The following is a 13,894-nucleotide window of genomic DNA, read 5'->3' as shown; positions in this document are numbered from 1 at the left end:
GCCTGGAGGTGCCGTCTGATGGCCGTGGTCCGTGACATCGATCCCAGTGCTTCGCCGCTGGACTACTACCGTTACGAGCTGCGCCGCCTGCGGGAGGAAGCCGGGCTGAAACAGGCGCAGCTGGGCGCGAGCATCTTCTGCACCGGGTCCCTGATCGGCATGATCGAGAACGGCAAACGGGTCCCGACCCGCGACTTCTCGGAGCGGGTCGACGTGGCGCTGGGCACGGACGGCCACTTCTCCCGCCTGGTGGGGCTCGTCCTGCGGAGTATCTTGCCGACGTGGTTCCAGGCGTACGCGGAGATGGAGGCCAGGGCGACGTTCATCTCCACGTACCAGGCGCAGGTGGTCTACGGGCTGCTGCAGACGGAGGAGTACGCGAAGGCCCTGGTGAGCGTGGAGTTTCCCGACCGGGCCGACGAGATCGCGGCGGCCCGAATGGAGCGCCAGCGCATTCTGATGCGTGAGGAGCCGCCGGTGCTGCTGGTGGTGCTGGACGAGGCGCTGCTGCACCGGAACGTCGGCGGCCGCGAGGTCATGCGCAACCAGCTGGCCCACCTGTTGAGCGTCGCAGACAGGCCGTGGGTGCAGATCCAGGTGATGCCCTTCTCGGCCGGTGAACACACCGGGATGACGGGCTCGTTCAACCTCCTCCGTTTCGACGACGACCCCGACCTCTTCTACACGGAGAGCTATGACTCAGGCCGTATGACGGCAAACCCGAAAGTGATCAAGGAACGCTCCGTCGGATACGCTCGCCTGCAAGCCGACGCCCTTTCGCCGGCGGCCTCGGCCCTTCTGATCGCGCGCGTAATGGAGGAACGGTATGGGCACCACTCTGAATCTGACGGCCGTGCCGTGGCGTAAGTCGTCCTACAGCAGCACCAACGGCGGTGACTGCGTCGAGGTTGCCGCTCAGCCCTGCCTCGTGGCGGTCCGGGACTCCAAGAACCCCGGCGGGCCCGCGTTCACCGTGGCTCCAGAAGCCTTTGCGGTCTTCGTGCGCAGCCTCTGAGCAGGCTCAGCCCGTTGGTACGGGCGGCCGCTCGAACGGCGACGGCACCGGGAAGTAGGCCTCCAGGAAGGCCGCGACGACGTTCTGCTGCTGCGTCGCGGTCAGTGTGCCCTCCGCCCCGGTCTCCTCGTCGTCGGCCAGACAGAACGCGTCGTGGCCGCGCTCGGCGGCCAGCGGCGGGAGGGTCTCGACCACGTCCTGGCACGAGGTGCTGACGTAGGTGTGCGCCAGGTGGCCCTCGACGGCGTGGCCCTCCGCGAGCCCCAGGTGGGAGGCGAGGGTGACGGGGGCGAGGTCGTCGGTGCTGCGGAAGACCGAGCGGGCGGTGGCGTCGAGCCGGCCGGGCAGCAGCTCCTCCACCCGGGTGAAGAGCGAGCGGGTCAGCGGGTAGGGGGTGTGGGCGAGGATGTGCGGATAGGTGCGGCCGACGACCTCCTCGACGGCCTGCCGGGTGACCTTCTGCGAGGACGTGAACACGTCGTCGCCCACCCGGCTGCCGGGGTCGACGGCGCGCTGGTCGTGGAAGACCTTGGGCAGCCCCGAGGGCAGGAAGTAGTCCTGCGGGCGCTGCGGGCGGCCGATGAAGATGTCGTCGTTGAAGTAGACGAAATGCTCGGCGAGGCCCGGGATGCGGTGCAGCCGGCTCTCGATGGCGTGGGAGTTGAACACCTCAGGGGCGTCGGGGTCCGTGGAGAGCTCGCGGTGGTCGACGACCGTGATGTCGGGGTGGCAGGTGTCGAGCCAGTCCGGGGCCTGGTCGTCGGTGACGAGGAAGACGTGCCGGATCCAGGGCGCGTAGGCGGCGATCGCGCGCAGGCAGTACCGGAGCTCGCCGCGGTCGCGGTACCGGTTGTCCGCGAGGTCGACCCCCGTCCCGCCGCCGGTGCCGGCGGCGGACCCGGCCTGCGCGGCGCGGTCCCGGCGGCTGCGCCAGGCGGGGTCGGCGGCGTCCACCCAGGTGATCACCGCGTCGACCGGGAAGTCGATGTCGTCCGGAAAGCGGCCGGCGAAGCAGTCGACGACGGGGTAGTCCCGGTCGCCTATCCGGCGGGTGGCCGAGGCCGCCAGGGAGGGCACCCACCAGCCGTACGGGGTCTCGCACAGCGTGGCGAGGGCGCCCTCGCCGGAGTCGGGGGCCTCCCAGAACTCCAGGTCGCAGCCGGTCTCGGGGCCGTAGGCCAGGGTCCGGCCGGAGGTGACGACCGGATGGTGGAGGCGTACGGCCCGGACGCGGGCGGGGTGCGCCTCGGCGGCTTCGACCGCTGCCGGGAGGTCCTCCGCGAGTACGTCCCCGGCCTCGCCGTCGGCGGTGATCAGGCGGGCGTAGAGGGGGAGTCCCGTGAAGGCCGCGGCGCAGGCCTTCAGCGCGGTGTCGCGGTCGCCCGGGGCGATGGCCACCCGGTGGCGGAGCCGGCCGTCGGGGACGAGCCCGTAGGGGACGGCGGCGGCTTCGAGGGCCTCGGCGACCGACCGGAGGTTGGCGTCGCGGGCGTCGGCGGGGAGCAGGTCGTCCCGTACCAGGGCGAGCCTGCCGCGGTGGCGGACCAGGGCCGGAACGGCCGCCAGCAGTTCGTCCTCGCGGTCGGCGGCCCGGCCGCCCCGTGCGGGCCCGTCGCCCGTGTGCTCCCGGCCGGAGGGGCCCGTCTGCCGCGGGATGCCGCCGCGGCCACGCACGGTGCGGGCGAGTCTGCGCAGCCCGGCCGGAAGGGAGAGGCGGCGAATTCCCTGCATGTACGTCCTCGGCCGGATGTTCGGGTGTCCTGAGCGGAGGGCGCGGTCAGGAACAGCGGTGGATGGCTTGTTCAGCGATACGTTTCCTCTTGTTCACCGTTCATGCAAGGGCCGGGAGTCCCACCGTCCCGAATTACAGCGAGTTCTCATGTGGGGCGGGGCTCGTGCGGCTCAGCGCCCGGCCGGGTGCCGATCATCTCGGCGATCCGCTCGGGGGCGACGGCGCGTGAGTAGAGCCAGCCCTGGCCCGTGTCGCAGCCCACGCGCCGCAGCCGTGCGGCCTGTCCGGCGGTCTCCACGCATTCCGCGGTGACCGTCAGGCCGAGCCGGTGCGCGAGCTGGACCAGGGCCTCGACGATGGTCTCGTCGGCCGGGTTCGGGTGCGTGCCCTCCTCGTAGCGGAAGCCGCGTACGAAGGAACCGTCCAGTTTCAGGACCGACACCGGGAGCCTGCTGAGGTAGGCGAGGTTCGAGTAGCCGGTGCCGAAGTCGTCGATCGCGATCCGCACGCCCATGTCGCTGAGCGCCTGGAGGGCCTGGAGGGGGCGCCCGGCCGAGCCCATCACCGCGGACTCGGTCAGCTCCAGCTGCAGCAGCTGCGGGGCGAGGCCCGTCTCGGCCAGGATCTCCGCGACGTCGCCCACGAGGTCCGAGTCCCAGACCTGGCGGACGGCGACGTTGACGGACACGAAGACGGGGCAGTCGCTGGGCTGTTCGATCTGCCAGCGGCGGGCCTGCCGGCAGGCGGTCCGCAGGACCCACTGCCCCAGCTGGACGATGGACCCGTCCTCTTCGGCGATCCCGATGAACCGATTCGGCGTGAGTGTGCCGAATTGCGGGTGGTTCCAGCGCACCAGCGCCTCGACCCCGCGCACCGCACCGCTCTCCAGATCCACCAGCGGCTGGTACTCCAGCTCGAACTCCCCGCGTTCCACGGCCGGCCGGAGGGTGGAGGAGAGCGCCTGGCGGGTCATCCGGTGCGCGTTGCGCTCCGGGTCGAACAGCGTCCAGCGGGCCTTGCCGTCCGCCTTGGCCCAGTACAGCGTCGTGTCGGCGGCCTGCATCAGGCCGGTCGCAGAGGTGCCGGCCGCGGTCCGTTCCACGACCCCGATCGAGGCGGAGACGGACAGCCGCTGCCCGGCCAGGTCGAACGGTTCCTGTACGGCGGTCAGTACGCTCCGCGCCAGGTCCGCGAGCTGTTCGGTGCCGGTGGAGTCCTCGACCAGCAGGGCGAACTCGTCACCGCCGAGGCGCGCGACCAGGTGGCCGCCGGTGCGCCCGTAGCCGGACTGGTCGGCGCACTGGGTGAGGCGGGCGGCGACGGCGGTCAGCAGCCGGTCGCCGACGCGGTGGCCGAGGGTGTCGTTGACGGCCTTGAACCCGTCGAGGTCCAGATAGCACAGCCCGATCCGGCCGGTGCCGCCGCCGTGTTCGTACGAGGCGGCCTCCAGGGCGGCGGAGAGCCGCTCGAAGAACAGGGCGCGGTTGGGCAGGCGCGTGACCGGGTCGTGCATCTGGAGGTGGCGCAGGCGGGCCTGGAGGTCGCGGCGGTCGCTGATGTCGGCCACCGACAGCAGGACGTCCCCGGTGCCGGGGACGGGTCCGAGCGTGACCTCGGTCCAGAGGGAGTGCCCGTCGGGGTGTTTGAGGCGGCGGGTGCAGCGCAGCCGGGCCTGCCGGCCGCGGAGCACCTCCTGGTACGCGGCCCAGGTGCGGGCCTCCGCGGCCAGGTCGACCAGGTCGGCGGCGGACCGGTGCACGAGCGCGTGGGGTTCGCTGCCGAGGAGCCCGGCGAAGGCCTGGTTCGCGGCGACGACGTAGCCCTCGCGGTCGACGACGGCCATGGCGAGGTGGGCCGCGTTGAAGGCGGCCCGGTAGTCGCGCAGGTCGGAGTCGGCGGCGCGGTACGGCGACGGCGGAGCGGCCGGGGTGGCCGAAGCCGACGGCACTGCCGGCACTGCCGGGTGACGCTCCGTAATGGCCGATCGGATGCTGTCGGCCGCCGAACCGGTTCCTTCTGAGGTTCCGCTCACCGTTGGCTCCCGCAGTGTTCGTGAGTGTCCGCGCAGGAAAGTGTGCCGATCATAGAGGCTGCCGGGAGGCCCTATCCAGCGGCGCCACCGGTTGAGACGGTTCGGTTCGGCGTGATGACGGATCGTCGGCGAAAGACGGGGCGATCGTTTCTGCGCGGCTCTGAGCATGCGGGGGCTTCTGCTGATCTCAGGTGATCGGTCGTGACGTTCTGTAGGCAGTGGCGTGAAGTTGGAGGGTCACCGACTTGCCGTATTACTCACTCGTGTGGGGCAGCGGAACAGGGCATTAGTAAGACAATCGCCTCAAGGTGGATGAACAGGTACGAATCCACCACCGGAGGTCGATGTGGCGCGACAGCAGACACCCGGGGGAGTGGAACGCTCCCGCATCCGAAGTACCGCCGCGGCGCTCACCTCCCTCACGGCGCTCGCCGCCATGTCGCTCGTCGCCGGTCCCGCGGTGGCCGACTCCGGATCCGCGCCCTGCGCGCTGACGCGCACCTCGGCGCACCACTCCCTCGGCCTGGACACCTGGAACGGCGCCTACCCCAGGCCCGAGCGCACGCTCAACGCCGTCATGGTCTTCCTCTCCTTCCCCGACCACCGGAGCACCCTGAAGACCGAGGAGATCGTCGGCGACTACTTCCCCGCCACCAGCGACTTCTTCGAGCAGGCCTCGTACGGCCGGTTCCGGCTGGTCCCGCACCCGCAGAAGAAGTGGATCCAGATGCCCAAGCCGTCCACGGCGTACGGCATAAAGCGGGACTGGGCCGCCGGGGACCGGGCCTCCTACCTGCGCGACGCGGTCGCCACCGCCGACGCCCAGGTGGACTTCCGCAAGTACGACGTCGTCTACTTCGTCGCCGACCCGGACGCGCCCGGCGTGGACTCCGACGCCACCAAGGTCGTCAACTTCGAGCACCCGATCGTCGCGGACGGCACGGAACTGCGGCGGATCGTCACCGTCTTCGAGCGCCACCCGCCGGACCGGAACGTGCTGGCCCACGAGACCGGGCACGTCTTCGACCTGCCCGACCTCTACCACCGGCCCACCGACGGCAAGGGCGACTGGGACACCTACGTCGGGGACTGGGACGTCATGGGCAGCCAGTTCGGCATGGCCCCGGACCTCTTCGCCTGGCACAAGTGGAAGCTGGGCTGGCTCGACGCCTCCCAGGTGGACTGCGTGCAGTCGGGCTCCTCGATGCACACCCTGCAGCCGCTGGCCCAGGCCCCGCCGAGCGGCGCAACGGGCGGCACCCGCCTCGCGGTGATCCGTACGGGCCCCGGAAGCGCGATCGCCGTCGAGGCGCGGGGCTCCGCCGGCAACGACGGGGACACCTGCACGGAGGGCGTCCTGGTCTACCGGGTGCGCAACGAGGCGTCGTCGGGCGGCGGCCCGATCGAGGTGCTGGACGCGCACCCGTCGACGGAGGCGTGCTGGGACCGCTCGGTGTACCCGCCGCTGGCGGACGCACCGCTGGAGGTGGGCGAGACGTACACCGTGCCGGGCGAGCGGATCACCATCGAGGTGGCGGACCGCACCCGGTCCGGCGCGTACACGGTGAAGATCACGACGTGACCGCGGGCACCCCGCGGGACGACGAAAAAGGCCCCCACTCGCGTGGGGGCCTTCTTCCGTCTGTGCGCCGCCAGGGACTCGAACCCCGGACCCGCTGATTAAGAGTCAGCTGCTCTAACCAACTGAGCTAGCGGCGCTTGTCTGACGTGGAAGACATTAGCAGGAGGATCGGCGGAACGAAAAATCGATATCCCCAGGTCCGGTCGGTGCCGGGTTGCGGGCCGCCCGTACGAAGGCCCAGAGCAGGGCCTCGGGCCCGGGAAGCCAGGGCTCGCGCGCGTCGGGGGCCACCAGCCACCGGGACGGCCCGGGCGTGGCCGCCAGCGGCGGCACGGTGACGGCGTCGCCCCGGCCGTGGCACAGCGGCGCCGGCGCGGTGCGGGAGCCGCCCCACTCCTCCCAGGCCAGCAGGGCGGGCAGCCGGTGCGCGGTCCCGGGCGCGGCGAAGAGCAGCATCCGCCCGCGGTGCACGGCGACCGGCCCGGAGCCGGGACCCTCGGCCCACAGCAGGTCGAGGATCCGGCGCCCGAGGACGAGCGGCACGTTGACGACGTCGAAGGGGTCGCCGCAGGGCAGGGTGGCCGGAAGCCCGGGCCGCGCCTCCCACACCGCGAGGGTGCGCCGGGGGTGGGCGGCCGCGGAGGTCAGCCAGGCGGCGCCCTGGGGGGTGACGTGGGTGGCGGGTGCGGTGCGGGTGCGTTCGCCGCGCGCGTGAAGGGCGGTGCAGCCGGGAGCCTTCGTCAGCGTCGTCATATGCCACTGTCTACCCGCCGTAGTGAAGCGGTATCCACGAGTTACGAAAAACGAGGACAGCGGGGCCGCCGCCGGAGTATCTTGCGCCCTTCACGCGGCGCAGGGGCTGGATCTCCCGCCCCTGCGCGCTTGTGGGGACCGGCGGCCGACCGGTGCGGCGCTACGGCGTACCCGCGCCTCGCTGGAGCGATTCGCCGAATTCGATCATCTTGCGGGCGTAGTCCTCGGTCCACTCCGCCCGCTCGGCGATCAGGGCCGGCGAGAGCCGGTCGAACCGGCGGGGATCCGCCAGCTGCGCCGCCGCCAGGGCCTGGAACTCGACCGCCCGCTCCTGCGCGGCCCGGAAGGCCAGCGTCAGCTCGGTCGCACGGGCCAGCAGCTCCCGCGGGTCCTCTATCGACTCCAGGTCGAAGAAGTGCTCCGGGTCCGCCACGGCCTCCGAGGGCTCGAAGAGCAGAGGCGCCGGCCGCAGCCGCCGCTCGGTCCGCTCGGGCTCTGCCATGCGTGTCCTCCTGCTGCGCGTGCGAAGTGATTCCGGGCCACCGTCCATTGTCCAACGCCGCGCAAGACCCCTGCTCGACGGGCTGGAACACCCGTCCGGCCGACGAGGCGCACGAGCAGGTGGAAGGGCCCGGTGGCGAGGGAGTCGCACAGGCGATCGGAACGTGCCCCGTCCCGACCGCGTCGCGCTGACCGGCCGTCAGTCGCACGCCTCCGCGCCCGGGCGGCCGCTGCCGCGCCCGTGCCGCCCGTCCGGGTGGTGGAGGCGGGCGGCGCCCTCGGCTACGGCGTACGGCTGCACGCGCACGCCGCGTACGACCACCTGGCGGGAAGCCTGGTCACACCGTGACGGCCTCGGCGGCGCGCTTCGCCGCCAGCTCGGCCACGTCGTCCAGGACCGCGGCGAGCTCGCCCACGAGCGTCTCCGGGGCCTGGAAGCCCTCGGGGCCCACCAGCTTGGGGATGCCCGGGACCGCGGCGGAGTGCTCGGCGGGCAGCATGCCGAGACGGGTGAGGACCGGCAGCAGCATCTCGGCGGCCGGGACGCCGCCGGTGGGGCCGGCGCTGTAGCTGACGATGCCGACCGGCTTGCCCTTCCACTCGTTGTAGAGGAAGTCGATGGCGTTCTTGAAGGGGGCGGTGAAGCCGCCGTTGTACATCGGCAGGACGAAGAGGAAGGCGTCCGCCGAGTCGACCAGGGCGCTCCAGTCGCGGGTGTGCTGGTGCGCGTAGTTGCCGGTGGAGGCGTATTCGGGCTCGTCGAGGAAGGGCAGGGCGATCTCGGCGAGGTCGACGGGGGTGACGTCGAAGCCGCCTCGCTCGCGGGCCTGCTCGGTCACCCATCGGGCGAGGGGACGGCCGGAGGAGGTGGGGCGGGTGGCGGCGGAGATGACGTGCAGGCGGGTCATGGTGAGGACTTCCCGGTCGGCGTGATCATTGATGTGTCAGCTGATCAAACCCAGGAAATGGGTGACATGTCAATCAGATAAGTGATGTGTCACCGACCTGGTTAGAGTGGCGCACATGACCCCCGCACCGGAGCCCGGGCCCCGCTGGCTCACCGAGTCCGAACAGGACGCCTGGTACGCGTGGCGGCGGATGTTCCCGCTGGTCAACGCGGAGATCGCACGCGACCTCAGCCAGGACAGCGGACTCTCCGAAGCCGACTACGACGTCCTGTCGGTACTCGGCTCCACCGACGGCCACCGGATGCGCATCAGCGCGCTGGCCGAGCTGATGCGCTGGTCCCGCAGCCGGCTGTCCCACCAGCTCACCCGCATGGAGCAGCGCGGCGCCGTCCGCCGCGAGGAAGTGGCCGCCGACGGCCGGGGCGCGGAAGTCGTCCTCACCGACGCCGGCATCGCCACGATCACGGACGCGGCCCCGCTCCACGTGGAATCCGTACGCCGCCACCTGATCGACGTCCTGACCCCGGACCAGCTGCGCACCCTGGCCGAGGTCGGCGAGACCCTCCACGCCCGCACGGGCGCCCGCCGCAAGCCCTGACCCGGCGGTCGCGCGGGTCTCAGATGGTCCATCCCGAGACCCGTACGTGCGCGACGCCCCCGTCCTCGTAGTCGAGCTCGACACCCACCCCGTCCGCGAGCCGGTGGCCGTCCTTGTCGCTCGCCGGCACCGGCTTCTGCTGCGGGTTCGCGCACGCGTCGGCGCCCGAGCAGTACTCCCGTGACGGCTCCGTGTCGGGATAGGAGGCCCGCAGCCACGCCTCCGTCTCCTCCCGGGGCGCACGGAAGTCCAGCTCGTACGAGATGCTCAACCACTGCCCCGTCGTACACCGCCGGTCATGCGTCCCCGCGGGCAGCTCGGCGGCGCGGACGAACTTGGCCGCCCTGTCGCACGGCACGCCCAAGGTGCCGACCATGGCCGCCGACACCTGGTAGGCGTACCAGCCCCCGAAGGTCAGCGTGGCTGCCGCGGCGGTCGCCGCAAGCCATATCGTGATGCGCTTGCGTCGTACGGACATCATTCGAGAACCCCCTGGTCGCTCACTTGAACATGTTCAAGGACGTGTCCGGAAGGGTCTCGGTTCCACCCGCGCCGATCTTCAGGGCCGCCAGGGGACCCGGTGCTCGGACAGGTGGGCGAGCACCGAATGGTTCGCTTCCCAGCCGTCCGGGAACTTGACCGTCACGCCCAGTTGGACCGGTTCCGTCGAGGGGTGGTCGTCCAGCAGCTCCGCGATGCCCGCCCGGGCCACCACCACGCACGCGTGCCGGTGCCGGGAGGCCAGCACGCACAGGCGGCCCGTCTCCAGGTGGAAGGCCGTCGCGTCCGGGCGGCCCGACAGCGGGTGGAGGACCACCGTGAGGTCGTACTCGCGGCCCTGCAGCCGGTTCGCGGTGTCCACCGTGACCCCCGTGACCCCGAGCGAGGCCAGCGCCGCGCGCACCGCCGCCGCCTGGTCGCGGTGCGCCGTGCCGACCGCGATCCGGTCCGCCGTCAGCGGGGCCGGGGACGGGGACTGCTCGTCGGAGGTCACCGCCCCGCGGTCCAGGGCCCGGCGGACCACCAGGGCCACCGCCCGCACCGCCTCCGGGTCCGTGCGCGGGGTGTGCCGCGCGGGCAGCTCCAGCAGGCCCCAGCCCGCCTCCGCCGCCTCGTCCAGCACCCGGTCCGGGCCCGACCCGTCCGAGGGCACCCCGTACGACAGCCGCCGCTCGCCCGGGCCCGTACCGCTGCGGAACTGCGTATACGGGTAGAAGGCGCGGGAGACCAGCGGCGCCGCCGACGCCGGGAGCCGCCAGGACACCGGCAGCCGGTGCTGCGGCAGCTGCGGGTTGTGCGCGAGCAGGGTGCTCACCGCCGAGGCGGAAGGATCGTAGGACAGGCCCGCCCACTGCTCCGCACCGACCACGCTGAACGGGTCCAGCTGCCCCGGATCGCCCACGAACAGTGCCCGCTCGAACAGCCCGGCCACGGCCAGCAGCGCGTCCGAGCGCATCTGGTACGCCTCGTCGACGATGGCGTGCTGCCAGGGCTCGACGTCCTTGACGAACGCCCACTTGGCCGCCGTGGAAATGGTGATCGGCAGCTCCGCGAGGTCCTTCGGCTTCGCCGACAGGGTGACCGAGGCAAGCTCGCGCAGCGCCGGGTCGTAGGCGTCCCCGTCACTGCTGTGCAGCCGGCCCACCTTCAGTTCCGGGTCCTTGTCGGCGAGACGCAGCACCAGGTCGTCGACCTGCGCGTTGGTCTGCGCCACCACCATCAGGCGGCGTCCGGCCGCGGCCAGCTCCCGGGCCGCGCGGACCACCAGCGTGGACTTGCCGGCACCGGGCGGGGAGTCGACGACGACACCCCGCTCGCTCCCGTGCAGCGTGTCGGCCAGGATCGCGGCGGTCGCCCGGGCCGCCGCCGCGCCCGGGTCGAAGGGGGCGGTCGTGGTCACAGCAGGTCCTCGTCGGTCACGGAGTCGGGCAGGGGAAGGGCGCCGGCCGATCCCGGCGGGCCACCGTGCGTCCACGGGGTCTGCTCCGGCTCCGGGAGCTTCGGGCCGCCGCGCGCGTCGTGCTCGAACAGCGTCCAGCAGAGCCGGTCGCCCTTCTCCGGAACCGTCCCCGGATCCGGGTCCCGGCCGCGGCCCATCTTGTCCAGGAGCCGCAGCACCAGCCGCCCGTCCCCCTCGAAGCGGACGAACTGCGCGCTCTGCGGGCGCCCGTCCAGCGAACGGAACACCTTCCCGCCGCCCTCTTCCGCCAGCTGCGGCAGGTCCTCCGTCACCACGGTCACCAGCGGGCGCGGGCTCGGCCGCTTCGACTCCGTCCACTCCATCACCACCTCGGTGACCTCACCGGCGAAGGCCTCGCCCGCGAAGCGCCGGCCCGCCATCACCAGCGGGTCGTCCAGGGCCTCCTGGGCATCGAGCCGCACCTGTTCGGTCTCCCGCGTGGCCAGCTTCTGGGCCGCCGTCACCGCGTCGTCGCGGCGCGGCTGCGGCGGCTCACCCGCCCGTACGCGGTCACGGTGACCGGTGTAGGACCAGCGGTCGCGCGTCCAGCGCTCCTCCGCGCGCTCGCCCGGCGGCAGGGATCGCAGCAGGTCGATCGCCTCCCAGGTCATGCGCCAGGTGCTCGACAGCTGGGTTTCGACCAGCCGGTGCACCTCCTGCTCGGCAGTCCGGACATGCCGGTCGTCGTCGCCGGGACCGGCCGCCAGGGCGGTGCGCGCGGCGTCGTAGCGGGCGATGGCCGGGGCCAGCAGCTTGTTGTCGAAAGCCGGGTCGGTGGCCGGACCGGCGGGCGGGCACAGCAGCTGGCCGTCCTCGTCGCGGCCCAGCTCGGCCCGGTGGGCCGCCTCGGCACCCGACCGGCCCGCGGGCGGGTCGATCCAGCCCAGGAGCGCGCCCAGGTGCTGGTCCTCCAGATTGCTCTGGCCGGTGGCCCAGTGCCGGGACAGCAGATCGGTGGCCGACAGCAGCATCGAGGAGCCGGGCACCCGCGAACGCTCGGCGAGGTGCGTGAACCAGCGGCCGAGCATCGGCACCTGCGAGGGCGCCGGATACGGATTCTCCGGATCCTCCTCGGCGGTGCGCCGGAAGCGCATCGAGCGCCCCAGCAGCCGTACGTACTCGATGCCCGCCCGGCTCGGCACGATCAGCTGCGGCGCGTCCACGCACAGCTCGGTCTCGACCTTGACCCGCTTGCCCGTCTCCGGGTCGGTCTCGCTGCGCTCGGCCGGCTCCACGACGTCCGCGTACGCGTCGATGTGGGCCAGCACCTCCACGGCCAGCTCCGCGAGGAAGGCCCAGCGCCGGTCGCGGTCGCGCGGCTGGGGTATCACGAACACCCGCGGCTCGTGCCGGTCGGAGCCGACCATCGCTCCGAGCGGGGCACCCGCCTCACCGGCCGTGGTCAGCGGGACGAAGACCATCGGGCGCTCGCCCAGGTGCCGGTGGCGCACGGTCGCGAGCGGCTGGGCGCGGCCCGCGCGTACGGCCTCCAGCCGGGCCAGGGTGCTCAGCAGGGGCATGCGGGGGTCTCCGGGGCGGGGTGCGTCGGACGGGCGGCGGCCAGTTCGAGGGCCTCGGCGCGCAGCCGGGCGGCGCGGTGCAGCGCGGCGGCGGTCGGGTCCTCGGGGCCGCCGGCCCCGGGGGCGGCCCCGGCGGCGGCCGCGAGGGCGGCCTCGACGGTGGTCAGCGTGCCCAGCTCACCCCGTACCGACCGGCCCAGCGCGGTGACCTGGTCGGCGGCGCGGGCCCGGTCACGGCAGTGGAAGGCGAGCTCGCAGGCGGCCAGGCACTCGGGGGCGTAGGCGGCGTCGACCGCGGACACGGCCCGGGTGAGCTCCTCGGCGGTGCGTGTCGCCGGGTCGAAGCTGAGGCCCTCGGGCAGGGCGGCGGCCAGCTCCTCGACACGGGTCAGCCGCTCCAGCTGGCGGCGGGTCACGGCGCGCTCGCGGCGGACGTCGACGGGGGAGGCGGTGGGCAGGTTGGAGAAGTCCTTGGGGCAGACCAGCAGCACGGTGTGCCCGACCTCGGCGCCGGGCAGCTTCGCGGCGGTCTTCTCCAGGGCCAGGACGTAGACGGCGGCCTGCCGGGCGGCGGCTCCCACCTTCGCGGCGTCGGCGGCACCGTCGATCATCGGGAACGACTTGATCTCCACGACCGTCCAGCGGCCGTCGGGGTGGACGACGACGGCGTCGGGCTCCAGGTAGGCGGGGGAGCCGGCCACCTCCAGGGCGAGCATCGGGTGGTCCAGCAGCGTCCAGGCACCGGAGTCCCGGCCGGCGGCGGTCGCCTCGCGCAGCGCGAGCGCGGTCCGCGCGGCGCGGCCCTCGGGGCCGGCGGCGGTCAGGTCGGGGACGCGGGCGGCGGCCCCGGGCGGCTCGGCGGCCGGATCGAGGTGCCCGTGCACCAGCCGCAGCAGCTCGGCTCCGCCGTCGCCCTTGACCTTGGCCTCGAAGGAGTTCCCGCGGACTATGGCGAACTGCGACTGCCCGAAGGAGGCGGGGGAACCGAGCGCCGACGCGAGGGCGGTCTTGTCCACACCGGCGCCGTCGAGCAGGGCGCGCCTGCCACAGCCGGGATTGGCGGCGAGGGCCGCCAGTGCCCGGGCGTCGAGCGGACGGGGCGGCACGGCGGGGCCGCGCAGGCCGGCGAGCCGCTGCCGCAGAGTCGTCGGCTGCGCGGGGCTGCTGGGCGGGTAGGAGCTCACCCGCGGAAGTGTCCCATCCGCCACTGACAATCGGGGACGTAGCGCGGAATCCGGCCGTGGGGGCGGGTGATGGATGATGTACGAATCCTCGAACGAACCGGGAGAATTC

At 72.9% G+C, this 13,894-nt stretch carries 12 protein-coding genes, 1 tRNA gene and 1 pseudogene; 4 read left to right on the top strand and 10 right to left on the bottom strand.

Annotation, left to right across the window (positions count from 1 at the left end; genetic code table 11):
* Positions 1-18: 18 nt before the first annotated feature.
* Positions 19-867, top strand: coding sequence for a helix-turn-helix transcriptional regulator (locus DEJ51_RS11800; protein ID WP_150257563.1), 849 nt, complete (start codon positions 19-21; stop codon positions 865-867).
* Positions 827-1,015 carry a DUF397 domain-containing protein gene (locus DEJ51_RS11795; protein WP_150257562.1) on the top strand — a complete coding sequence of 63 codons (189 nt, stop codon included), beginning with the start codon at positions 827-829 and terminating at the stop codon, positions 1,013-1,015. The genes DEJ51_RS11800 and DEJ51_RS11795 overlap by 41 nt, the downstream gene beginning before the upstream one ends.
* Positions 1,016-1,021: 6 nt before the next feature.
* Here DEJ51_RS11795 and DEJ51_RS11790 read toward each other — a convergent pair whose 3' ends face one another.
* Both DEJ51_RS11790 and DEJ51_RS11785 read right to left on the bottom strand, forming a co-directional pair.
* Positions 1,022-2,746 (bottom strand): stealth family protein, encoded by a 1,725-nt coding sequence (locus DEJ51_RS11790; protein ID WP_150257561.1) that lies wholly within the window; start codon positions 2,744-2,746, stop codon positions 1,022-1,024.
* A 146-nt stretch (positions 2,747-2,892) separates the two neighbouring features.
* Complete coding sequence (locus DEJ51_RS11785) at positions 2,893-4,779, bottom strand: putative bifunctional diguanylate cyclase/phosphodiesterase (protein WP_190620329.1); 1,887 nt, start codon at positions 4,777-4,779, stop codon at positions 2,893-2,895.
* A 346-nt stretch (positions 4,780-5,125) separates the two neighbouring features.
* Between DEJ51_RS11785 and DEJ51_RS11780 the strand changes: the two genes are divergently transcribed.
* On the top strand, positions 5,126-6,361 hold the full coding sequence (locus DEJ51_RS11780) for a M6 family metalloprotease domain-containing protein (RefSeq protein WP_150257560.1): 1,236 nt from the start codon (positions 5,126-5,128) through the stop codon (positions 6,359-6,361).
* 63 nt (positions 6,362-6,424) lie between these two features.
* On the opposite strand, the gene DEJ51_RS11775 is transcribed toward DEJ51_RS11780, so the two are convergent.
* The 4 genes and pseudogenes from DEJ51_RS11775 to DEJ51_RS11760 all read right to left on the bottom strand — a co-directional run bounded on the left by DEJ51_RS11775 (position 6,425) and on the right by DEJ51_RS11760 (position 8,523).
* A tRNA-Lys gene (locus tag DEJ51_RS11775) sits at positions 6,425-6,498 on the bottom strand.
* A pseudogene (locus DEJ51_RS11770) lies at positions 6,460-7,114 on the bottom strand (bifunctional DNA primase/polymerase). Before DEJ51_RS11770 ends, DEJ51_RS11775 begins: the two are co-directional and overlap by 39 nt.
* A gap of 160 nt (positions 7,115-7,274) precedes the next feature.
* Positions 7,275-7,616 (bottom strand): hypothetical protein, encoded by a 342-nt coding sequence (locus DEJ51_RS11765; RefSeq protein WP_150257559.1) that lies wholly within the window; start codon positions 7,614-7,616, stop codon positions 7,275-7,277.
* A 337-nt stretch (positions 7,617-7,953) separates the two neighbouring features.
* Positions 7,954-8,523 (bottom strand): NADPH-dependent FMN reductase, encoded by a 570-nt coding sequence (locus DEJ51_RS11760; protein ID WP_150257558.1) that lies wholly within the window; start codon positions 8,521-8,523, stop codon positions 7,954-7,956.
* A 115-nt stretch (positions 8,524-8,638) separates the two neighbouring features.
* Between DEJ51_RS11760 and DEJ51_RS11755 the strand changes: the two genes are divergently transcribed.
* Entirely contained in the window at positions 8,639-9,121 is a 483-nt protein-coding gene (locus tag DEJ51_RS11755) for a MarR family winged helix-turn-helix transcriptional regulator (RefSeq protein ID WP_150257557.1), read from the top strand.
* A gap of 19 nt (positions 9,122-9,140) precedes the next feature.
* On the opposite strand, the gene DEJ51_RS11750 is transcribed toward DEJ51_RS11755, so the two are convergent.
* The 4 genes from DEJ51_RS11750 to DEJ51_RS11735 all read right to left on the bottom strand — a co-directional run bounded on the left by DEJ51_RS11750 (position 9,141) and on the right by DEJ51_RS11735 (position 13,809).
* Complete coding sequence (locus DEJ51_RS11750; RefSeq protein ID WP_150257556.1) at positions 9,141-9,602, bottom strand: hypothetical protein; 462 nt, start codon at positions 9,600-9,602, stop codon at positions 9,141-9,143.
* Positions 9,603-9,680: 78 nt separating this feature from the next.
* Complete coding sequence (locus DEJ51_RS11745) at positions 9,681-11,021, bottom strand: AAA domain-containing protein (RefSeq protein ID WP_150257555.1); 1,341 nt, start codon at positions 11,019-11,021, stop codon at positions 9,681-9,683.
* On the bottom strand, positions 11,018-12,601 hold the full coding sequence (locus DEJ51_RS11740; protein WP_150257554.1) for a hypothetical protein: 1,584 nt from the start codon (positions 12,599-12,601) through the stop codon (positions 11,018-11,020). Before DEJ51_RS11740 ends, DEJ51_RS11745 begins: the two co-directional genes overlap by 4 nt.
* Entirely contained in the window at positions 12,589-13,809 is a 1,221-nt protein-coding gene (locus tag DEJ51_RS11735; RefSeq protein WP_411757301.1) for a hypothetical protein, read from the bottom strand. Before DEJ51_RS11735 ends, DEJ51_RS11740 begins: the two co-directional genes overlap by 13 nt.
* Positions 13,810-13,894 lie beyond the last annotated feature (85 nt).

It is taken from the genome of Streptomyces venezuelae (genome assembly GCF_008642275.1).
Lineage (GTDB): Bacteria > Actinomycetota > Actinomycetes > Streptomycetales > Streptomycetaceae > Streptomyces > Streptomyces venezuelae_E.
This window is presented reverse-complemented; position numbering and strand designations above follow the sequence as displayed.